This window comes from Novosphingobium humi (genome assembly GCF_028607105.1).
In the GTDB taxonomy this organism is placed as follows: domain Bacteria; phylum Pseudomonadota; class Alphaproteobacteria; order Sphingomonadales; family Sphingomonadaceae; genus Novosphingobium; species Novosphingobium humi.
This window is the reverse complement of sequence record NZ_CP117418.1, coordinates 22,876-45,227: the sequence shown is the minus strand read 5'-3', so window position 1 is coordinate 45,227 and position 22,352 is coordinate 22,876. Positions and strand designations below refer to the sequence as shown.

Annotated in this window: 12 protein-coding genes; 6 read left to right on the top strand and 6 right to left on the bottom strand. The window is 65.0% G+C overall.

The window, feature by feature from the left end; genetic code table 11:
• Positions 1-19: 19 nt before the first annotated feature.
• A complete protein-coding gene (locus PQ457_RS16295; RefSeq protein WP_273619897.1) occupies positions 20-3,202 on the top strand; it encodes an efflux RND transporter permease subunit in 3,183 nt (1,060 codons plus the stop codon).
• An 11-nt stretch (positions 3,203-3,213) separates the two neighbouring features.
• Complete coding sequence (locus PQ457_RS16290) at positions 3,214-4,620, top strand: efflux transporter outer membrane subunit (protein WP_273619896.1); 1,407 nt, start codon at positions 3,214-3,216, stop codon at positions 4,618-4,620.
• A 31-nt stretch (positions 4,621-4,651) separates the two neighbouring features.
• Here the strand turns inward: PQ457_RS16290 and PQ457_RS16285 are convergent, their stop codons facing one another.
• From PQ457_RS16285 to PQ457_RS16265, 5 genes are all read right to left on the bottom strand, one after another.
• Entirely contained in the window at positions 4,652-5,410 is a 759-nt protein-coding gene (locus tag PQ457_RS16285) for a GntR family transcriptional regulator (protein WP_273619895.1), read from the bottom strand.
• Between the two features lie 126 nt (positions 5,411-5,536).
• A complete protein-coding gene (gene nagE, locus PQ457_RS16280; protein ID WP_273619894.1) occupies positions 5,537-7,243 on the bottom strand; it encodes an N-acetylglucosamine-specific PTS transporter subunit IIBC in 1,707 nt (568 codons plus the stop codon).
• Positions 7,243-9,747, bottom strand: coding sequence for a phosphoenolpyruvate--protein phosphotransferase (gene ptsP, locus PQ457_RS16275; RefSeq protein ID WP_273619893.1), 2,505 nt, complete (start codon positions 9,745-9,747; stop codon positions 7,243-7,245). The genes nagE and ptsP overlap by 1 nt, the downstream gene beginning before the upstream one ends.
• A 5-nt stretch (positions 9,748-9,752) precedes the next feature.
• Positions 9,753-10,892, bottom strand: coding sequence for an N-acetylglucosamine-6-phosphate deacetylase (nagA, locus tag PQ457_RS16270; RefSeq protein ID WP_273619892.1), 1,140 nt, complete (start codon positions 10,890-10,892; stop codon positions 9,753-9,755).
• On the bottom strand, positions 10,889-11,914 hold the full coding sequence (locus PQ457_RS16265; protein WP_273619891.1) for an SIS domain-containing protein: 1,026 nt from the start codon (positions 11,912-11,914) through the stop codon (positions 10,889-10,891). The genes nagA and PQ457_RS16265 overlap by 4 nt, the downstream gene beginning before the upstream one ends.
• Positions 11,915-12,451: 537 nt before the next feature.
• Between PQ457_RS16265 and PQ457_RS16260 the strand changes: the two genes are divergently transcribed.
• The 4 genes from PQ457_RS16260 (at position 12,452) to PQ457_RS16245 (ending at position 21,147) form a co-directional block, all read left to right on the top strand.
• A complete protein-coding gene (locus tag PQ457_RS16260; protein WP_273619890.1) occupies positions 12,452-15,127 on the top strand; it encodes a TonB-dependent receptor in 2,676 nt (891 codons plus the stop codon).
• Between the two features lie 123 nt (positions 15,128-15,250).
• Positions 15,251-17,536 carry an alpha-N-acetylglucosaminidase gene (locus PQ457_RS16255; RefSeq protein WP_273619889.1) on the top strand — a complete coding sequence of 762 codons (2,286 nt, stop codon included), beginning with the start codon at positions 15,251-15,253 and terminating at the stop codon, positions 17,534-17,536.
• Entirely contained in the window at positions 17,533-18,654 is a 1,122-nt protein-coding gene (locus PQ457_RS16250; protein WP_273619888.1) for an acyltransferase family protein, read from the top strand. The genes PQ457_RS16255 and PQ457_RS16250 overlap by 4 nt, the downstream gene beginning before the upstream one ends.
• A gap of 15 nt (positions 18,655-18,669) precedes the next feature.
• Complete coding sequence (locus PQ457_RS16245) at positions 18,670-21,147, top strand: glycosyl hydrolase 115 family protein (protein ID WP_273619887.1); 2,478 nt, start codon at positions 18,670-18,672, stop codon at positions 21,145-21,147.
• A 46-nt stretch (positions 21,148-21,193) separates the two neighbouring features.
• Here PQ457_RS16245 and PQ457_RS16240 read toward each other — a convergent pair whose 3' ends face one another.
• Positions 21,194-22,336, bottom strand: a complete 1,143-nt coding sequence (locus PQ457_RS16240; RefSeq protein ID WP_273619886.1) for a CehA/McbA family metallohydrolase — start codon at positions 22,334-22,336, stop codon at positions 21,194-21,196.
• Positions 22,337-22,352 lie beyond the last annotated feature (16 nt).

Genomic DNA, 22,352 nt, shown 5'->3' with positions numbered 1-22,352 from the left:
ACCCAAAGGGCATCCCCCCATGCGCTTTTCCCGTTTCTTCATAGACCGCCCGATTTTCGCGGGCGTTCTGGCGGTGTTGATCACCGTGGTGGGCGCGCTGGCCTTCCTTGGCCTGCCCGTCTCGCAATATCCCGAAGTGGTGCCGCCCACGGTCACCGTTTCGGCCCAATATCCCGGCGCCTCGGCCGAAACCGTTGCCGCTACGGTGGCCACGCCCATCGAGCAGGAAATCAACGGCGTCGACAATATGCTCTATATGAGCAGCCAGTCGACCGGCGACGGCAAGGTGACGATCACGGCCACCTTCAAGATCGGCACCGATCTCGATGCCGCGCAGGTTTTGGTGCAGAACCGCGTGGCGATTGCCGTGCCGCGCCTGCCGCAAGAGGTTCAGCGGCTGGGCGTTGTCACGCGCAAGACCAGCCCGGACTTCCTGATGGTGGTCAATCTGCAATCGCCGGACGGCAGCCTGCCGCGCGACTATATCTCGAATTATGCGCTGACGCAGGTGCGAGACCGTCTGGCCCGGCTTGACGGCGTGGGCGATGTGCAATTGTTTGGCGGGCGCGATTATGCGATGCGCGTGTGGATCGACCCGGCCCGCGCCGCCGCGCTCAACTTGACGGCGGGCGAGATCGTCGCGGCCCTGCGCGCTCAAAACGTGCAGGTCTCCTCCGGCGCTCTGGGCCAGCCGCCCTATTCCAAGGGTGAGGCGTTCCAGCTTGGCGTGGAAACGCAGGGCCGCCTGACCGATCCGCAGCAGTTCTATGATGTGGTGATCCGCACCGATGCCGCCGGCCATCAGGTCCGCGTGCGCGATGTGGCCCGCGTCGAACTGGGCGCGCAGGATTACAGCATCAACACCTATCTTTCGAACAAGCCCACCGTGGTCATCGCGGTGATGCAGCGCCCCGGCTCGAACGCTCTGGCCGCGGCCGCACGCATCAAGTCGGAGATGGACACGATTTCCAAGACCTTCCCCAAGGGGCTGGAATATTCCACCATCTACAACCCCACCGAATTCATCAGCCAGTCGATCGACGCGGTCTATCACACGCTGTTCGAAGCGGTGGTGCTGGTGGTGCTGGTGATCCTCATCTTCCTGCAAAGCTGGCGCGCGGCGATCATTCCGGTGCTGGCCATCCCCGTCTCTCTCATCGGCACGGCGGTGATGCTCTCGGCGGTGGGCTATTCGCTCAACAACCTCTCGCTGTTTGGCCTTGTGCTGGCCATCGGCATCGTGGTCGATGACGCCATCGTCGTCGTCGAAAACGTTGAACGCAACATGGCGCTGGGCATGAGCCCGCTGGAGGCGGCGCGCACATCCATGGACGAGGTGGCCACCGCTCTGGTCGCCATTGTGCTGGTGCTCTGCGCGGTCTTTGTGCCCACCTTGTTCATCACCGGCCTGTCGGGCCAGTTCTACAAGCAGTTTGCCGTCACCATCTCGACCGCCACGGTCATCTCGCTGCTGCTCAGCCTGACGCTTTCGCCTGCCATGGCGGCGCTACTGCTGCGCGGGCATGTCGATAGCGCCCATGTGCATATGTCGCGCTGGCGGCGGATGCTGCAAACCGGGGCCGACCGCTTCAACGCCGGTTTCGACCGGATGAGCACGGCCTATGCCCGCCTGACGCGCCGCCTGCTGGGCATGCCCAAGCGCATGATGGGGGCCTATGCCGCGCTGATCGCGGCCACGGCGGGCCTGTTCCTGATCACGCCCTCGGGCTTTATCCCGGCGCAGGATCAGGGCTATTTCCTGGCCATCGTGCAATTGCCTTCGGGCGCCTCGCTGGAGCGCACCGACGGCGTGGTGCGCGATGTGGCGGCGCGCATCCTGCCCATTCAGGGCATTCGCGGGGCGGTGATGTTTGCCGGCTTCCATGGGCCATCGCGCACCTCGGCTCCCAATTCGGGCGCGATCTATTTCCCCTTCAAGAGCTTTGCCGAACGCAAGGCGCTGGGCGTGACCTATCAGGGCATCATGGATCAGGCCAACAAGGCCATGGCCGGTTATGACAAGGCGCGCATCATCTTGGTGCCGCCCCCGGTCATTCAGGGTCTTGGCGCGGCGGGCGGCTATCGCTTCATGCTGCAGGACCGCGAAGGGCGCGGCTATGATGCGCTCAATGCGCAGGCCTGGGCGCTGATCGCCAAGGCCAATGCGGAGGCTGGTCTCAAGCAGGTCTATACCCTGTTCGATGTCAACACGCCGCGCGTCTATGCCGATATCGACCGCCGCAAGGCCGATCTGCTGGGCGTGCCGCCCGAACGGATCTTTGAGGCGCTCGAGGTCTATCTGGGTTCCGCCTTCGTCAATGACTTCAACCTTTTGGGCCGCACCTATCGCGTGACTGCGCAGGCCGACCCGGACCACCGCTCGACCGTGGCCGATATTGCCAACCTGAAAACCCGCTCGAACACCGGCGAAATGGTGCCGATCGGCGCGGTCGCCAATTTCGAGGACAAGACCGGACCCTATCGCGTGGTGCGCTATAACCTGCAACCGGCGGTGGAAATCGACGGCGACACCGCGCCCGGCTTCTCCACCGGCCAGTCGCTGGCCACGATGGAAAAGCTGGCCGACACGACGCTGGCGCCCGGTTATGGCGGCGAATGGACCGACATTGCCTATCAACAGGCCCATGCGGGCAACACCGCCGCGATGGTCTTTGGCATGGCCGTGCTTTTCGTCTTCCTCGTGCTGGCCGCGCAATATGAAAGCCTGACGCTGCCGCTCTCGATCATCCTGATCGTGCCGATGTGTCTGCTTGCGGCCATGGCGGGGGTCAATCTGCGGGGGATGGACAACAACATCCTGACGCAAATCGGCCTCGTGGTGCTGATCGCTCTGGCGGCGAAGAACGCCATCCTTGTGGTGGAATTTGCCAAGCAGGCCGAGGATGAGCGCGGCATGAGCCCGGTCGATGCCGCGGTCTATGCCTCGCAAACCCGCCTGCGCCCGATCCTGATGACCAGCCTTGCCTTCATCCTTGGCGCGGTGCCACTGGTCATCGCCACCGGCGCAGGGGCGGAACTGCGTCAGGCGCTGGGCACGGCGGTGTTCTTCGGCATGGCGGGCGTCACCGGCTTTGGCCTGCTCTTTACCCCCACCTTCTATGTGCTGTGCCGGAAACTGGCGCTGCGTCTGGCCCGGCGGCGTCGCCGGGGCCATGGCGGCGCGCTGCAACCGGCCGAATAAGGAAGTTTGCGATGACACGCATCATTCCCCTCCTCTTGGCCACCAGCCTGCTGGCCGGTTGCGCCGTGGGGCCGAATTATCATGCCCCGGTGGCCAATGCCTCGGCCAAGGCGCCCTTTATGGGCGCGCAGGCCGCGCCCTTCGCCGCCGCCCCCGCCGCTGATCAGTGGTGGACCATGTATGGCGATCCGGTGCTCGACGGTCTCGTCCGCGATGCTCTGGCCGCCAACACCGACATCCGCGTGGCCGCCGCGCGGGTGGAGGCGGCCCGCGCCAGCCTGACCGGCGCACGCGCGCCGATCCTGCTGCCCGAAACCACGCTGACCGCTTCTGCCAACCGCCAGCGGATTTCCTCGATCCAGACCATTCCGGGCCAGTCGCGTGAGCGCTGGGCCTATGATGGCGGCCTTGCCCTCTCCTATGAGGTCGATGCCTTTGGCCGTCTGCGTCGGGGGATAGAGGCGGCCAAGGGCGATGCCGCCGCAGCGCAGGCCGATGAGGATGCCGTGCGCCTTGCGGTGGTGTCCGACACGGTGCGCGCCTATCTGGATGCCGCCACCAGCGCCGAGCGCGAAAAGGTGGCGCGCGAAACGGTGGACCTGCTCGACCGCTCGATCCGCATCACCGGAGCGCGGGTCGATGTGGGCCGGTCGGATCGGCTGGACCTGATCCGCGTCACGGCCCTGCGCGACCAGCAGGCCGCCGCCATCCCGCAATTGCAGGCCGACCGTCAGGCCGCCCTGCTGCGCCTTGCCACGCTGACGGGGCGCAATCCGGGCGATCTGCCCGCCGCGCTGCGCGGAGTGATCGCCACGCCCACGCTGAAACAACCGATCCCGGTGGGCGATGGCGCGGCGCTCTTGGCGCGGCGGCCCGATGTGCGCGCGGCCGAAAGGCGGCTAGCGGCCGACACGGCGCGGATCGGGGTGGCCACGGCCGATCTCTTCCCGCGCATCACCTTGGGCGCCTCGGCCGGGGCCAGCGCGCTGGGTGGGATGGATGTGACCAGTTCCTCAGCCTCGCGCTGGTCGCTGGGGCCGCTGGTCAGCTGGAGCATACCCAATATCGTGGCGGCGCGGGCGCGGATCGCGGCGGCACGGGCCGAAACCAAGGCCTCGCTGGCGCAATTCGATGGTACGGTGCTGGTGGCGCTGGAGGAAACCGAGCGGGCGCTCTCCAATCTCTCGCACGCCCGCCAGCGCGCCGATACGCTGGAGCGCGCCCGCGATGAAGCCCAGCGCGCCGCGCGGATCAGCCTTGCCCGCCAGCGCGAAGGGCAGGTCGATTTCCTGACCGTGCTGGATGCGCAGCGCACATTGGCCGGGGCCGAGGCCGATCTGGTGGCCGCCCGCCGCGCCAGCGCCTTTGCCGAGGTCGATGTGTTCCGCGCTCTGGCCGGAGGGTGGAAAGCAGCGTGAAAGGGCCAAAGGGGGAGTGATCCCCCCTTGCCTACGACTGGCTCAATTCCGCAACCAGATCATAGGCATCGCCGCGATAATAGCATTGCGCCACCTCGATCACCCGCCCATCGGGCAAAAAGGCGCGGCGGTCGATGAACAGGCAGGGGTCGCCCTCCTCCACCCCCAGCAGCGCGGCATGTTCAGCCGAAAAGCCGATGGCGCGCACCCTTTGCAGCACGCGCACAGGGCGCAAGCCGCGCAGGTCGAGCGCGTCATAGAGCGATTCCTCCACCGCCTCGGCCGAGGGCAGGCCCCATGCGGGAACCGCGACATGCTCCAGCGCCATCGTCTCGCCATCGGCATAGCGGATGCGCTGAAAGCGATAGACCGGCGATCCGGGCGAGAGGCCCAGCGAGAGCGCCTCATCGGGCGTCACCGCCCCTTCGCTGCGGTCCAGCCAGCGGCTCGACGGCTTGCGCCCGCGTGAGAGCATGTCTTCGGAAAAGGAGGAGAGTTTGGAAATGCTCTTTTCCACGCGGCCCGATGGCGCCGGGGCCGCGCCGCCGACAAAGGTCCCCGCCCCCTTGCGCCGCTCCAGCAGGCCCTCATCGACCAGCTTGTCGATCGCCTTGCGGATCGTCACGCGTGAGAGAGCATAGACCTCGCCCAATTCGCGCTCGCTGGGCAAGGCGCTGCCCACCGGCAGGCGGCGGCTGTCGATGGCATTGCGGAGCAGCTTTTGCAGCCGCAGATAGCGCGGCCCGGATTCGTCTTCATCCAGAACACCGACCTGATCGATAAAGGCCATAATACTCCCTTGCCCGGACATTCGGGCCTGCGCGGTCTGCTATCTGTCTTATCCAAAAAGGAATGGGGCTCGGCAAGACCTTAATATGTCTTGCCGAGCCCCCTCCTGCAAACGCCTGTCGGTTGTTTATCTGTGCCAGGCGGAAATGGTTTCGGGGGCAAAGAGCAGATGCCATTGCCCGCCCAGTTGTACGCCCCCGCGCAGGCCGTGGGCCGCCAGCGCCGCCAGATCGGGTGCGGCCTCGCTCTCGACCACCAGACGGCTCGGTCCGACATGCACGGACGCCACCGGTCCCAAAGCGGCGCGCACCGGCGCAGGCAGCGATTGCGGCGACAAAGTGGCCAGAGCCTCGGCCACAGGAGCCGCCGCGCGAACCACCGGCCCGCCCGAAATCGCCGCCTGCATTTCGCTCGCCACGCTGTCGGCCTGCGGGCCAAGCACGACCTGAAGCCCCTGCGCCGAAGGCCGGATCAGCCCGCGCGCGCCCAAGGCTTTCAGCGCCGCCTCATCCACCGCCTCCTGCCGCGCGACAACCAGCCGCAACCGCGTGGTGCAGGCGCCCACCTCGACCAGATTGTCCGCCCCGCCCAGCGCCGCGACAAAAGCCGCGCCCCGGCCCTGCTCTGTCGAAACCTCGGCCGCCTCGCCGCTGTCCTCCTCACGCCCCGGCGTTTTCAGGTCGAGCCGGACAATCGCAAAGCGAAACACCGCATAATAGATCGCGAAATAGGCCAGCCCCACCGGGATCAGCACCAGCGGCCGCGTCGCCTTGGAAAAGTTCAGCACATAGTCGAACAGACCCGCCGAAAAGCCAAAGCCCAGATGGACATTAAGCAAGGACATCAAAGCCATCGCCGCCCCGGTCAGCACCGCATGGAGCGCAAAGAGCGCAGGGGCCAGAAACATGAAGCTGAACTCGATCGGCTCAGTCACGCCGGTCAGGAAGGAGGTCGCCGCGAGGCTGGCCAGCATCCCGCCCGTCTCGCGCCGCTTTTCAGGCCGCGCGCTGCGATACATGGCAAGGCAGGCGGCGGGCAGGCCGAACATCATCACCGGGAAAAAGCCGCTCATGAAAGCGCCCGCCCCCGGATCGCCCGCGAAAAAGCGCCGCAGATCGCCCGTCACGCCGTGATAATCGCCCAGCACGAACCATGCGATATTGTTCAGAATATGGTGCAGCCCCGTCACCAGCAGCAGGCGGTTGAGCAGGCCATAGGCAAACAGGCCAAACGCCCCGCTGCCCAGCGCCGCGCGCGAGGCGCCATCGACACCCGCATTGATCGCATCATGGCTGAACCCCACCAGCGCGGCCAGCAGCACACCGCAAGCGCCCGCGATGATCGGCACAAAGCGCTTGCCGCCGAAAAAGGCGAGGAAATCGGGCGGGCGGAAGCCGGAAAAGCGATTATAGCCAAGGCCCCCGATCATGCCCGAAACAATGCCCAAAGGCACTGCCACGCGGCCGATCTGGCCCTGACGCCATGCGCCCGTTACCGCCCCGCGCGCCGCCTCGGCCACGCCCGCGACCACATCGGCGGGCACCTTGAGCAGCGCCTTGGCACCCTCGCTGGCCACCAGAAAGCAAACGACCCCGGCCAAAGGCGCGGCGCCGTTGCCGTCGCGGGCAAAGCCTGTCGCCACACCAATGGCGAAAAGCAGGCCCAGATTGGCGAACATCGCCTCGCCCGCCGCGCTGACAAAGGGCAAGCCGAGCAGATCGGGCTGGCCAAGACGCAGCAGCAGCGCGGCCACCGGCAGCACCGCAATCGGCAGCATCAGCGCGCGGCCAAGGCGTTGCAGCCCCTGCGCGGCACTGTGGATCGCAGATGTCATCACGCCAGCCCTCCGATAAATTCGGCCGCCAGCGCGCGCACCTGCGCCGCCCCCTCGGCCTCCAGCACACGCGCGGCCAAGCTGCGGCAATCGGCCACATCAACGCTGCGCACCAACGCCTTGATTTCCGCCACCATCGCGGGCGCGGCGGAGAGTTCGGTCACGCCCAGCCCGATCAGGATCGGCACGGTCAGAGGATCGGACGCCAATCCTCCGCACACACCCACCCATTTGCCATGCCGCGTCCCCCCGGCACAGGTTTGCGCGATCAGGCGCAGGACCGAGGGGTCCAGCCCATCCAACCCCGCCGCCACCGCCGGATTGCCGCGATCCATGGCCAGCGCATATTGCGTCAAATCATTCGTCCCGATCGACAGGAAAGCGCATTGCGCCGCCAGCGCATCGGCCATCACGGCGGCGGCGGGCGTTTCCACCATCACGCCGATCTCGGGCAATTCCACGCCAAGCAGAGCCGCCTGCGCCGCCGCCACGCCCTGCAATTCGCGCAGTTCGGCAACGCGGGCCACCATCGGGGCCATGATCTTGATTGGCCGCCCCTGCGCGGCACGCAGGATCGCGCGCAATTGTGTGGCAAGCACATCGGGCCGCGCCAGGCCCACGCGCAGGCCGCGCAGGCCCATCGCAGGGTTCTCCTCCGGGGCAATGGGCAGATAGGGCGCAGGCTTGTCGCCGCCAATGTCGAGCAGACGGATGACCAGCGGCCGCCCCTCCAGCGCATCGGCGATGGCGGCATATTGCGCGGTCTGCTCATCCTCATCGGGCGCGCTTTGCCGGTCGAGAAACAGGAATTCGGTGCGCAACAACCCGCAGCCCTCGGCCCCGCCCGCCACCGCAGGGGCGGCCTCGGACAATTTGCCCAGATTGGCAAATACCTCGATCCGGGTGCCGTCACTTGTCCGGCCCTCTTCATGCGCGCGCTCCATCGCGGCGGCGCGGCGGGCGGCGCGGGCCTCGATCATCGCGCGCACGCTTACCAACCGATGCGCCTCGGGCGCGATTTCCAGCGCCCCGCCATCGGCGTCCAGCACCAGAGGCGTGCCTTCGCCCACCAGCATCAGCCCCTCGCCCAGCGCCACCAGCGCGGGCAGGCCCCGGCTCGCCGCGATGATGGCGACATGCGATGTCGGCCCGCCGCGCGCTGTGGCCAGACCCACCACGCGCGAGAGATCAAGCGCGGCCACCTCGCTGGGCATCAGATCCTCGGCTACGAGGATCGCGCCATGCGGGGGCAAGGGCGCCTCAGGCTCTTCGCCGCACAATTGCCATTGCAGGCGCAGTTCGAGGTCGAGCAGATCGCCCGCCCTTTCGGCAAAGCGCGGATCGGGCAATTGCCGCAAAGCCTCGGCCTGCGCCCACAGCACCTTGCGCCAGCCCATTGCGGCGCTGGCCCCGGCGGCAATGGCGGCATAGGCCTCGCCCACCAGTTCCTCGTCTTCAAGCAGCGCCAGATGCGCGCCCAGAATCGCCTTTTGCTGGGGGGTGCCTGCCTCGCTCTGGGCGGTCAGCGCCGCGCGCAAACCGGCAAGGGCCTCATCGAGCAAGGCCCTTTCGGCGGCCTCGCCTTGGCTGATCGCGGCCAATTCGGGTTCGGCGCGGCGCGGGCGCCAGACATGGCCCACCGCCATGCCGGTCGCGGCCATCACACCGCTCAACCGATCGCCCGGTTGAGGCGCGGATGCGGCAGCGGGCGCGATAGCCGCTGGCTCCACCTTGTCGGCAACCGCCAGAAATTCGCCCATCCCGCCCGCGATCATCTCGCTAAGCGTGTCGAGCGCCTCCTGCGCCTGCGCCCCGCGCGCCAGCAGACGGATCGTGTCGCCATGGCCCACGCCCAGCCGCAGCATCGCGCTGGGGCTGGTGATGGCGGCGGATGCCTCGCCCTTTTCGACCTGCACCCTTGCGTCAAAGGCGCGGGCGCAGGCGGCCAGACGCGCGCTGGGTCGGGCGTGAAGGCCATGCGCCAAGGGCACGCGCAACGTCAGCGACAAAGCCTCGCCATCCGCATCCGCGCCCGATTCCGCCGCGCCCGCGCCGGTAATACGGCCCAGCATATCGCCCTTGGCCACCAGCCCTTGGGCCCCCGCCGGTTGCCATTGCCAGCCCTCGGCCTCGATCAGGATGATCGGCATGACAAGGCTCTTCGCCCGGCCCGCCACCGCGCCCAGATCGACGCGCAGCAGCGGGTCGCCCGCCGCAACCTGCTGACCCACGGCCACCAGCGGCGCGAAACCTTCGCCCCCCAGCCGCACCGTTTCCAGCCCGAAATGCAGCAGCACATCCAGCCCCGGCGCCAGACGCAGCGTTACCGCATGGCCCGCCGCATGAACCGCCAACACCTCGCCCGCGGCGGGCGCGCAGACCGTATCGGCCAGCGGATCAATCGCCAGCCCCGGCCCCAGCAGGCCCCCGGCAAAGGCATCATCGGGCACTTCGGCCAGCGGGCTGATCCAGCCGTCCATCGGCGCGCGCAGATCCACAACCATCGCCTTTATCCCACAAAGCGGCAGGCGCCGCCGATCCAGGTCTGCGCCACGCGCAGATCCGCGCCCAACGCAACGAAATCCGCCGCCATGCCCGCCGCGATTCGCCCGATCCGGCCTTCAAGCCCCAAAAACGCGGCAGGCGTGGCCGAAGCCATATTCGAGACCTGCTCCACCGGCAGGCCGGTCATCGTGATCGTATTGCGCAAGGCCGTGGCCATATCCAGCCCCGAACCCGCCAGCGTTCCGGCCGCATCGGTGCACATGCCGTCGCGCACATAGATCGGGCGGCCATCGAGCATGAAAGGCTTCCCCCCATTGCCCACGCCCGGCATCGCATCGGTCACCAGCATCAGGCGCTCCGCCCCCTTGACCCGGCAGGCCAGACGCACCGCAGGCGTGGCCACATGGACGCCATCCACGATCAGCCCGCAATAGACATCGTCGCGGTCAAAGGCCGCGCCCACCATGCCCGGCGCCCGATGCTGCAAAGGGGTCATCGCATTGTAAAGATGGGTGACGCCGCGCACGCCATGGTCGAAACCGGCGATGGCCTCCTCATAGGTGGCGTCCGTATGGCCCGCGCTGATGATCACCCCGGCGCGGGTCAGCGCGACGATCTGTTCGGGCGCGGCCAGTTCGGGCGCGATGGTCAGCATCACCACGCCCCGGCGCGGGCGCGTCAGCAGCGCCATGGCGGCGTCATCAAGTCGGCGCAGGCGGGCCTCGCTGTGGATGCCCTTGCGCGCGGGGTTGATGAAGGGGCCTTCGATATGGACGCCGACGATGCCCGGCACACCCTGCGCGATGGCATCGTCCACCGCATCAAGCGCGGCGGCCACCGCTTCAACCGAATCGCTGATCAGCGTGGGCAAAAGCGCGGTCGTGCCAAAGCGGGCGTGGGCCGCCGCAATCGCGGCCACGCCGTCAACCGTCGGGCAATCATTGAACAGCACACCGCCGCCGCCATTGACCTGCGTATCGACAAAGCCGGGCAGCAGATAGCCCCCCTGAAGATCGATCACCTGATCGGCATCACCGGCTTCATCAATCGAGACAATCCGCCCGCCATCCATCACCAGACGGGCCGATGAACGCCACTGCCCCGCAATCAGGGCCTGACCGTTAAGGACATCAACCGTGTTCATCGCGTGCGCGTCACCTTGGCCAGATAGGGGGGCTGATCGGGATCATGGCCCCGCGCCTGCGACAAGGTGTTAGCCATGCGATAGAAGCTGGCAATCATCAAGATCGGCGCCAGTTCATCGCGCGCGGCCAAGGCGGGCAGATGGGTCACACCCTCTGGCGCGGCATCCCCGGCATCGGCCAGCCAGACATGCGCGCCGCGCTGGGCAAATTCGCCCGCGATTCTGCGCACATCATCGCCCGTGGCATCGCCGCCCGCAAAGGCCAGCACAGGAAAGCCTTCACGCACCACCGCCATCGGGCCATGGCGCACCTCGGCGGCGGAGAAAGCCTCGCCATGCAGGGCCGAGGTTTCCTTGAGCTTGAGCGCGGCCTCCTGGGCAATGGCCAGACCATAGCCGCGACCAAGGATAAACAGGTTCGAGGCATCAAGCAGACCGCTGATCAGCGGGGTCCAGTCGAGCGCGAAAGACGCATCGAGCAGCGCGGGCAGCGCCTCGACATCGCGGGCCAGACCCTCATCGCCTGTCCATGCCGCGACAATCGCGGCAATGCCGGCCAGCGAGGTGATATAGGATTTCGTGGCCGCCACCGAACGTTCGGGACCGGCATAAAGCGGCAGGGTGAAGTCTGCCATCTGAGCCAAAGGAGAAGTCTCGTCATTAACCAGCGCAACCACCGTCGCGCCCGATGCCTGCTGACGCTCGACCGTGGCCAGCATGTCCGGGCTGCGGCCCGATTGCGAGATGGCGAGGCACAGGGCCGCCCCGCCCGCCGGATGGACCACCGGCGCGTCATAGACCGAAACCGTCGAGAAAGCCGCCGAGGCCGTGGGCAGGCCAAGGCGCGTCTCGATCAGATATTTGGCATAGGTGGCCGCATGATCGGACGAACCACGCGCGCAGGTGATGACAAAAGCGGGCGGGCATTGCGCCAGATGCGCGGTCAGCCGGGCCAGCTCGGCGCGATTGCCCGCCACAAAGCGCGCCACGGCCGCGCCCGCCTCGGCGGCTTCGGCATACATAAGGGTAGAGGCGAGAGGGGGGCGATGGTCATCAAGTGAAGGTGTCACGAATGGGGTCCTGCCTTGCGCCGCCCCGCGATGGAGGCAAGCGGTCATGCCGATTTGTCGGAAAGTGATATTTAATTGGTATTATTTTAAGGCGGCCATCATTGCAACAGCTTTCATCCACCTTCGCAATTTGACGTATCAGGCGCAATTTTGACCGAGACGCGCAAACCAAGGGAAACCACCGAAGCACCCCCATAAAACCAAAGTTTAATCATCAGTTTACCCGAAAATTCCCTCCTTTTTGGACAGGCCAATCATACCTTTTTCCCGCCATACGTCGCATATTTGCAATACCAATTTGAACAAATGTGTCATTGAAATGACTTGACAGACTCGCTCTTCCGACGGATTTCTGGGCGCGAACGGGGCAGATGTCGCACAGGATGCGCCACCCCCGGCAAGGATACAGGGTTCAGCTCAATTGCTTGAGGGGGTTTTATGACGATCTTGCGTGCTTCGCTTGTTTCGCCGCTTTCACGTGCTGCCAGAATGACGATGCTTTCCACCTGCGGCGCCTCGGCGCTGATCGTGGCGGGCGCGGCCCATGCGCAAACTTCGGGCGTGCAAACCGCGCCTGCGGCCCCCGTTGCTGACGCCTCGGACGGCATTGTCGTCACCGGTTTCCGCGCCAGCCTCAAGTCGGCCCTGGACACCAAGCGCAAGGACACGCGCATTTCGGACGGCATCTCGTCCGAAGACATCGGCAAATTCCCGGCGGAAAACATCACCGAATCGATCCAGCGCATTTCCGGCGTCCAGATGTCGAACATCAACGGTCGCGGCGCCACGATCAGCATTCGCGGCCTTGGCCCCCAATATGCGATGACCACGATCAACGGTCAGACCATCAAGAGCGCCGACTTCACCGACGGTTTCCGCTTTGACATCATCCAGACCGAACTGGCCAGCGCAATCCAGGTCATCAAATCGCCCACCGCCGACATGGACGCGGGCGGCCTGTCGGGTACGGTGAACATCGAAACCACCAAGCCGCTCGATTATCACAAGCGCCAGTTGGTCGTTTCGGCCAAGGCGCAGAATTCGCAATATGCCGGGGGCAAGATCACGCCCAAGGTCGGCGTCAGCTATATCGACCAGTTCCTTGACGGCACGCTGGGCGTCTATGTCAACCTTGGCTATCAGAAGCTGAATGACCGCGCCGACTATATGTGGATGGACCGCTGGACCAGCCAGAACATCGGCGGCAACAGCATCCTGACCCCGCGCCGCCCGCGCTATCGCCGCATCGACCGCGAAACCGAACGCCTGATGGCCAGCGGCGGTCTGCAATGGCGCCCGTCCGACCGCATCGAGGTGGGCTTCAACGCGATCTATGCCAAGGACAAGACCACCTATGACCTGAACCAGCAGGTGTTCCTGTTCGACACCTCGCGCATCACCGTCAATTCGGCATCCAATGGTGCGGCCACCAATGTGACGGCCACCAATTTCACCATGGAAAACAACCGTCAGCACGAAGACCGCAATCTGACGACCCAGCTTTACACGTTGTCGGCCAAGTGGAAGGGCGACAATGGCTGGAGCGGTCGCGCGATTGCCAATTATTCCAAGGGCACCTCGTATCAGCGCGAAGCGGCCGCCATTCTGGGCATCAACATCGCCAGCGCCACGCTGGACATTTCGAACCCCGAGGCGATCAAGTTCAACACTTCTTCGGCGCTGAATTCGACCGCGACCTATGCGCCTGCCACGCTGACGCGCAACGAATATCCCAATGGCGCGACGCGCAATATGCGTACCACCGAGCTGTCGGGACAGGCCGATCTCTATAAGGACATCTCCTTCGGCCCCTTCAGCAAGCTGGCCGCGGGCGTCAAATTCCGCCACGAAACCTTCAACCGTTTCGTTTCGCGCCATGACCTGATCGCGCTGGGTTCGGCCCAGCCTGCCCCGTCGAGCAGCATCTTCCCGGCGATGGCGACCTACAACTATCCGGTCAACGGCTTCCTCAACGGCATGTCGGGCATCCCCACCGCATGGGTCGCGCCCGATCTGGCCGCCTATGACAAGGCGCTGGCCGCCGCCGGGATCACGGTGCCGGAAATCTATGCGCCCGAAGCCTCGTATCACGTCGATCGCTATATGCCCTCGGTCTATGGTCAGGCCACGATCGAGACGGAAATCGCAGGCATGCCGCTGCGCGGCAATATCGGCCTGCGTTATGAATATACGACGCAAAAGGTGCAGGGCAATGTGACCGGCCCGCGCAGCGACAGCTATCAGGAAGTTCAGGCCAAGATCGGCGATTACAACCTGAACCAGAAATACGGCAATCTGCTGCCCAGCCTGAACCTTGTGCTGGAACCGGCCAAGGCGGTGCAGGTGCGTCTGGCTGCGGCCAAGGTGCTGGTGCGTCCGATCATGGACAGCAACACCTCGATGGCGCAGACCTCCTCGGTCTCCACCGTCGGCACGCAAAAGGTCTATACGGTCGATCTGGGTCAGGCGGGCCTGAAGGCGCTGACCGCCAATCAGGTCGATCTGGGCGTGGAATGGTATTATGAGCGCTCCAGCGCGATTGCCATCAACGGCTTCTACAAGTGGATCAAGAACGGCACCTATTCCTCGCTGATCTGCCCCTCCTCGTTCAACGGCACGGCGCTGTCCAAGAACTCGGCGGGCGATTGCGCCGACAGCGCGGGCAATGCCTATGACATCACCCAGTCGCTGAATGACCCCAGCACGATCAAGATCAAGGGCTATGAAATCAGCCTGAATCACTCGTTCGACAAGATGCTGCCGGTCAAGGGTTTTGGCCTTATCGCCAACTATACCCGCGTGATCCCGCAAAAGCTGGCGGTGGGCACGGGCTATACGGTGCGCAATCTGTCGAAGGTGACGTGGAACGTGACGCCCTATTGGGAAAACCGTTACTTCTCGTTCCGCGCCTCGCTCAACTATCGCAGCGCCTATGACCAGAACAGCGCGGACAGCTTCTTTGCCCGCGAAGGCCACACCGTTCTGGCCCGCACCCAGGTTGACCTGAGCGCCGGGTATACGCCCAACGCGCATCTCAGCTTTACCGCAGGCGTCATCAACCTGAACGACAGCCGCGAAAAGGCGACCTACACCGGCACCTCGGTGTGGCAGGAAAGCAGCTTCTATGGCCGCAGCTTCTATGCCTCGGCTTCCTACAAGTTCTAAACTCCTACCCTGACTGTCCGGCGGGGGGAGGGCGATCCGTCGCTCGCCCCCTCGCCGGATTTTTTGTTGCCGGCCCCGTTTGCCTGATTGTCCTTCCCGCCAGCACGGAAGATAAGTCCCGCCATGACCAGCCTGCCTTTCCTGCGCATCTCCAGCCTTGCGGTGGCGCTGGCCTTGAGCCATCCGGCACGGGCCGCCGACAGCCCCGAAGTGGCCGCCGCGCGCGCCGCCATCGCGCGCATGGGCGTCCGCGCCGCGCAGGTTGATCTTGCTATCCGCCCCGCGCCCCATCCCACCTATCGCGTACGCATCCGGCACGGCGCGATTGCCGCCACAGGCTCCTCGGCGGTTGCGTTGGTGCATGGCGTGGCGCAGGCGCTGGAGGCCAAGGGCAAGCTGCATTTGAGCTGGGAGGGCCGCCGCGCCGCGCCCCTGTCGCGCGCCGACAATTTCGACAGCGGCGAGGTTTCCTCGCCCTTCGATCTGCGCGCCTATCTCAACACCTGCACCTATGGCTATACCACGCCGTGGTGGAACTGGGCGCGCTGGAGCCAAGAGATCGACTGGATGGCCGCCCATGGCGTCGATACGCCGCTGGCCATGGAGGGGCAGGAATATGTCTGGCGCGCGCTCTGGCGCGAAGAGGGCATGGACGAGGCCGCCATCGGGCAAAGCCTGTCCGCCGCGCCTTTCCTGCCGTGGCAGCGGATGGGCAATATCGCAGGCTATCGCGCGCCGCTCTCGCCCGGCTGGATTGAAAAGAAGCATCAGTTGCAGGTGCAGATCCTGAAACGGATGCGCAGCCTTGGCATGAAGCCGGTGCTGCCCGCCTTTGCCGGCTATGTGCCGGAAGGTTTTGCCAAGACCCATCCCAGGGCGAAGATTTACAAGATGCGCAGTTGGGAAGGTTTTCCGCCGACCTATTGGCTCGACCCGTCCGATCCGATGTTTGCGCGTCTGGCCAAGCGTTTCATCGAGATCTACAACGCCACCTATGGCGCGGGCGATTATTACCTTGCCGATGCGTTCAACGAAATGGTCCCGCCTATTGCCGAGGACGGTTCAGACGCGGCCAATGCCCAATATGGCGATGCCATCGCCAACACCGCCGCCGCCAACACGCAGGCCGAAAAGGTCGCAGCGCTGCCGCCTGCGGTGCGCGATGCGCGTCTGGCCGCTTATGGCGAGAAGCTCTATCACTCGATCACCGCCGCCGCGCCCAAGGCAACATGGGTGATGCAGGGCTGGCTGTTCGGCGCGGACAAGGCATTCTGGACGCCGGACGCGGTGCGCGCTTTCCTGTCCAAGGTGCCGGATGACAAGATGCTGGTGCTCGACATCGGCAATGACCGCTATCCCGGCATCTGGCAGCAGACGCAGGCTTTCTATGGCAAGCAATGGGTTTACGGCTATGTCCATAATTACGGCGGCAGCAACCCGGCCTATGGCGACCTTGGCTTTTACAAATCGGATATCGCCGCTGCGCTGAACAATGCGGGCAAGGGCCATATGGCCGGTTTCGGTATGTTCCCCGAAGGGCTGCATTCGAACAGCATCGTCTATGCCTATGCCTATGATCTGGCATGGGGTCCAAAGCGCGATCTGGGCGAGTGGCTGAAATCCTATACCGCCGCGCGCTATGGCAGCACCTCGCCCGCGCTGGTTTCGGCATGGCAAACGGCCATCGGCGGCGCCTATCAGACCCGCTATTGGACCCCGCGCTGGTGGAACCAGATGGCGGGCGCCTATCTCTTCTTCAAACGCCCCGGCATGAGCGGCGCGGATTATCCCGCCGCGCCCGGCGATCCTGCGGCGCTGCGCCGGGGGATCGAGGCGATGCTGGCCGCAAGCCCTGCGCATCCTTCGGCGCTGTTTGCCAAGGATATTGTCGACCTCACCCGCCACTATGCCAGCATGAGGCTGGACGACCGGCTGAAAGCCGCGCTGGCCGCCTATAAGGCGGGCGATGTGGCGGGCGGCGACAAAGCGCGCGCGCAAATGGCCGATCTGGCGCGCCGGATCGACACGCTGGCCGCCAATCAGCAGGAAACGCTGGCCACATGGGTGCGCGACGCGCGCGCCTATGGCGACAGCCCGGCCGAAAAGGCCGATTACACCGCGCAGGCCAAGGCCATCGTCACCATCTGGGGCGGAACGGGCCATCTGTCCGACTATGCCTCGCGGGCATGGTCAGGGCTTTATGCCGACTATTATCTGCCGCGCTGGCAAATGATGCTGGAGGATGCGCGCGCCGCCGCCCTGGCCCATCGCCCGCTGGATGAAGCCGCCGCCATCGCCCGCATCCGCGCATGGGAAGAACAATGGGTGGCCGATGGCAAGGATTTCGCCCATGCCGCCCCCGCCGATCCGGTCCACGCCGCGGCGCAACTGCTGAAAGACCTGCCATGAGCGATCCCGTCAAACCCCAGCGTTTCGTCTCGCTCGATGTGTTTCGCGGGGGCACGATCTTTCTGATGATCCTTGTCAACACGGCAGGGCCGGGCGCGCGGGCCTATGAACAACTGATCCATGCCAAATGGATAGGCTTCACGCTGGCGGACCTCATCTTCCCCACCTTCCTCTTCGCCATGGGCAATGCGATGAGCTTTGCCATGCGCAGGCCCCTGCCCGCCGGCCCCTATCTGGCGCGCCTGCTGCGGCGGGGCGCGATCATCTTTGCGCTGGGCTTCCTGATGTACTGGTTTCCCTTTGTGCGGCATGGCGATGCGGGCTGGGAACTGATCCCCTTTGCCCAGACCCGCGTGCCGGGCGTGCTGCAAAGGCTGGCTTTGTGCTATGTGCTGGCGGGCCTCATCGTGCGCTGGCTGGATTGGCGGGTGGTGCTGGGGGTCTGCGGCGCGCTTTTGCTGGGCTATTGGGCGATCCTGCTGCATTTCGGCGTTCCGGGCGATGTCTTTGGCAAGATGGGCAATGCGGGCACGCGCTTTGATATGTGGCTGCTCTCGCCGGGCCATCTTTATAAAAAAGACGGCGGGTTTGATCCCGAAGGCTTCCTTGGCACTTTGCCCGCCGTGGTCAATGTGCTGGCGGGCTATCTGGCCGGATTGCTGATCCAGCGGGGGAATGATCTGCGCGACGCCTTGCGCGTGATGCTGATGGCGGGCCTTGCCTGCATCGCGGCGGCCCATGCGTGGGAGCCCTGGTTCCCCATCGCCAAGAAGCTGTGGACCAGCCCCTTTGTCCTGCTGACCACGGGGCTTGACCTGCTGCTGCTGGGCTGGACCATCTGGATCATCGAATTGCGCGGCAAGCAGGGCGGCGTCCGCTTCTTCACCATTCTGGGGCGCAATCCACTGGCGATCTATCTGTTTTCCGAAATGTTCGTGACGGTGCTGAACATGGTGCCGCTGGGCGAGGACGGGGTTTACGACTGGGTCGGCATACATCTGTTTCAAGCCATCGCTCCGGGGGCCTTTGGTTCGCTGCTCTGCGCGCTGGCCTATACGATGGTGTGCTGGGCCGTGGGCTGGTGGATGGACCGCAAAGGCCTGATCCTGAAAGCATAAGGCCGGGAGAGTATCATGAAATTTGCCAAGACTGCCCTGCTGGCCGCCGCCCTGTGCGCGACCAGCCTTTCGGGCCATGCCTATGCCGAAGGCGACGGGATTATCCGCTTTACCCCGACGAAGGGCGGTTTCGCGCTGGCCGAAGGCAACCGCATCGCCCCCATCCTCGTCGCGCCCGGCGAGAGCATGGCCGTGCGCCATGCCGCACAGGATCTGGCCCGCGATATGGCGCAGGTGACAGGACAGACCCCGCAGGTTCTGGACCAGGGCGCCAAAGCCCCGGCCGCCATCATCATCGGCACGCTGGGGCAAAGCCCGATCATCGACGCCATAGTCAAAAAAGGCGTGATCAATCCGGCGGCGCTGGCGGGCAAATGGGAAAGTTTCCTGATCCTCTCGGTCAAAAACCCCCTGCCCGGCGTGCCCCGCGCGCTGGTGGTTGTGGGCAGCGACCGGCGCGGCACCGCCTTTGGCGCCTATGAAGTTTCGCGCGCAATGGGCGTCAATCCGTGGAGCTGGTGGGCCGATCTGGCCCCGCGCCATCACGATGCGCTCTATGCCGCGCCGGGCCTGCGCCATTTCGGCCCGCCCTCGGTGCGTTATCGCGGCATTTTCGTGAATGACGAGGACTGGGGCCTCTTCCCTTGGGCGGCGCAGACCTTTGACCCGGAATATAAGAACATCGGGCCGAAAACCTATGCCCGCATCTTTGAACTGATGCTGCGCCTCAAGGCCAACACGCTCTGGCCCGCGATGCACAAGACCACGGCGGCTTTCAATGCCGATCCCGCCAATGCCAAGCTGGCCGATGATTACGGCATCATCATGGGCTCGTCTCATTCCGAGGTGATGCTGCGCAACAATGTGGGCGAATGGAAGGATGCGCCCGAGGCCTTCAACTATGCCGCCAATCCCGAAAAGATCCGCCTCTATTGGGAGGAACGGGTGGAAAAGAACGGGGCCTATGAGAACCTGTGGACCATCGGCATGCGGGGCCTGCACGACACCGGGATGGTCGGCACCAGCACGATGGCCGAAAAGGTCGCCTTGCTCGACAAGGTCATCAAGGACCAGCGCGACCTGCTCGACAAGCATGTGGCGGGCGGCGCGGCCAAGGCGGGGCAGATCTTCGTACCCTACAAGGAAGTGCTCGACATCTATCGCTCCGGCCTGAAGGTGCCGGAGAATGTCTCGATCGTCTGGCCCGATGACAATTTCGGCTATATCCGCCAGTTCCCCAGCAAGGCCGAGGCGCATCGTTCGGGTGGGGCGGGGGTCTATTACCACCTGTCCTATCTGGGCTATCCGCTCTCCTATCTCTGGCTGTCGACCACCCCGCCCGCGCTGGTGCGCGAGGAAATGACGCGCGCCTATGACAAGGGCGCGCGCAACATCTGGATCGTCAATGTGGGCGACATCAAGCCCGCCGAGATCGGTACGACCCATTTCCTCGACATGGCATGGGACATTGAAAAACACCGGGGCGAGAGCCAGCAGGACTATCTCAAAAACTGGCTGGGCGAGGCTTTCGGGCCGGAACTGGGCGCGCAGGCCGCCGCGATGATGGATGAATATTTCCTCCTCAATTTCGCGCGCCGCCCCGAACATCTCGAATGGCCCGCCAAGGGCGAGGACCGCCACCTTTCGGACTTTACCGTGGCCGAGGCGCATGACCGCCTGCGCCGCTGGCGCGCTCTGGCGGCCAAGGCTCAGGCTCTGGCCGCGCAAGTCCCGGCCGACCGGCAGGATGCGTGGTTCGAACTGGTGGAATTTCCGATTCGCGCGGCATCGGCCGCCAATATCCGCTATTTCGCGGCCGAATATTATGACGAAATGATAGAAGTCACGCCCGCCGAAGCCTATTCGGCAGGCGGGGCGATTGCCTGGGCCGAAGATGAAATCGCCGCGATCACCGCGCGCTATAACAACGCCGTCGCGGGCGGCAAATGGCGCAACATCATGCCCGCCGAACCCGCCGATCCGCAGTGGCGCATCTATCGTCCCCGCCCCATCGTTACGCCCGCCGCGTCGCTGCGCAGCGCGCCCGACCGCTTCTTTGCCCGCGTCGATGCAACGCCCCCGCCGCAATCGCCGGTGCTCGAGGCCGAGGATGTGCCCGCCAAGGGCTGGCGCAAGGTGGAAGGCATGGGGCGCGGGCGCGGCGTGATGATCGCCGATGCGCAGGGCGCCCCGTGGTCGGCCGGCTTCGCGCTGGCGCAGGGGCAAACCGGCGTCGCGCTGGGCATCCTGCCCATGTTTCCGGACGGAGACGCGCGCGAATTGAAGCTGGAGGTCAGCATCGACGGCGGCGCCCCCATCGCCATCACCGTCCCGCGTCAGGTGGGCAGCGCAGGCTGGGTCGAAGGCGTCCTAGGCAATCAGTTGAAAGTGGCGGTGCCTGCCGCGCTCACCCCTGGCGCGCATCGCATTGCCGTCACCGCGCGCAGCGGCGGCATCGCGCTCGACCGGCTGATCCTCACTCCCGCGCCGTGATGGGCTTTGCGGGCCGGATCGCGCCATCCGCCCCGCAAAGCCGCCATCAGAACGATGGATCGTAATTGAAATAGACCGGGTTCGAGAGCGCCACCATCGTGTCGCTCCGGCCCGCCGCCATCGGCACAGCCGGATAATCGGCCTGCGGCCCGGTCACTTCCAATCGGTAATAGCTGCGCTTGCCCAAGGGCGGCGTGTCGGTGAAAGTGGCTTCCGGTTCGCTGGCATTGACCGGCAAGGTGGCGAAAGTCTCGCCATCGCGCACCACGCGGACCTGATATTGCGCCCATGGAATCGTCGCATTGGACAGGCGGATGCGGAATGTCACCGGCTTGCCGTCGGCGCGCAGATTGTCGCCCATCATCGCGTCGATCTTTCCATCGCCATCCAGATCGGCATAGAATTCGACACGCGGATCGCGCGGATTGGCGCTGATCGAGCCGTGGCCATGGGTCAGCGCATCGACCACGCCCTGCCGGTCGCGTCTGGCCGCATAGACCCATGTGGTGGGCGTTCCGACATAATTGGCCATGCGCTCGCCGCTGAGCGGCCCGCGATCCTCCGGCTTGTCGGGCCAACCATGGTGAGAATCGCTGCCTCCGCGTGCCGCAATCATCCGCCCGGATTTGAGCATGTCGTCCCACACCAGCAAGGCGGGCGGGTTCTTGGCCCAGTTCGAACTGTTCCAGACTTCGATCGAATCCACCATGTCGAAGGAAAAGCCATAGTGGTCCTTGTTCGTCGGATGGTTGGCCGACATATGCACGCCCAGCCCCTTACGCAGAGGGATCAGTTTCACATCGCGCGCATCGCTCATGCTGCGCAAAAGTTTCTGGTCATAGGGATGCGAGGAAAAGACATTCACATGCCCGCGCTCGGTCGTCCATTCGGCGGCATAGAGCAGTACGATCCGACCCGAGCGCCATTCCGGATCGGCCCATGTATGATGCGCGGTGTCGCCATCGACATGGTTGTCATGATCGGTGATACCCAGAAAGTCGAAGCCCTCGTCCTCGGCAAAATGGATGATCTTGCCCACGGAATTGTTGGTCGTATCCTTGCTGTGGCGCGAATGGAGATGGAGGTCGCCCTTCATCCAAACGCCCGGTTCGACCGGCGCCGAAACACCCTGTGCATGAGCGGTGGAGGCCAGCAGCATCGCGCCCAGCATGATATTCAATTTTCTCACAAAAACTCCCGAAGAC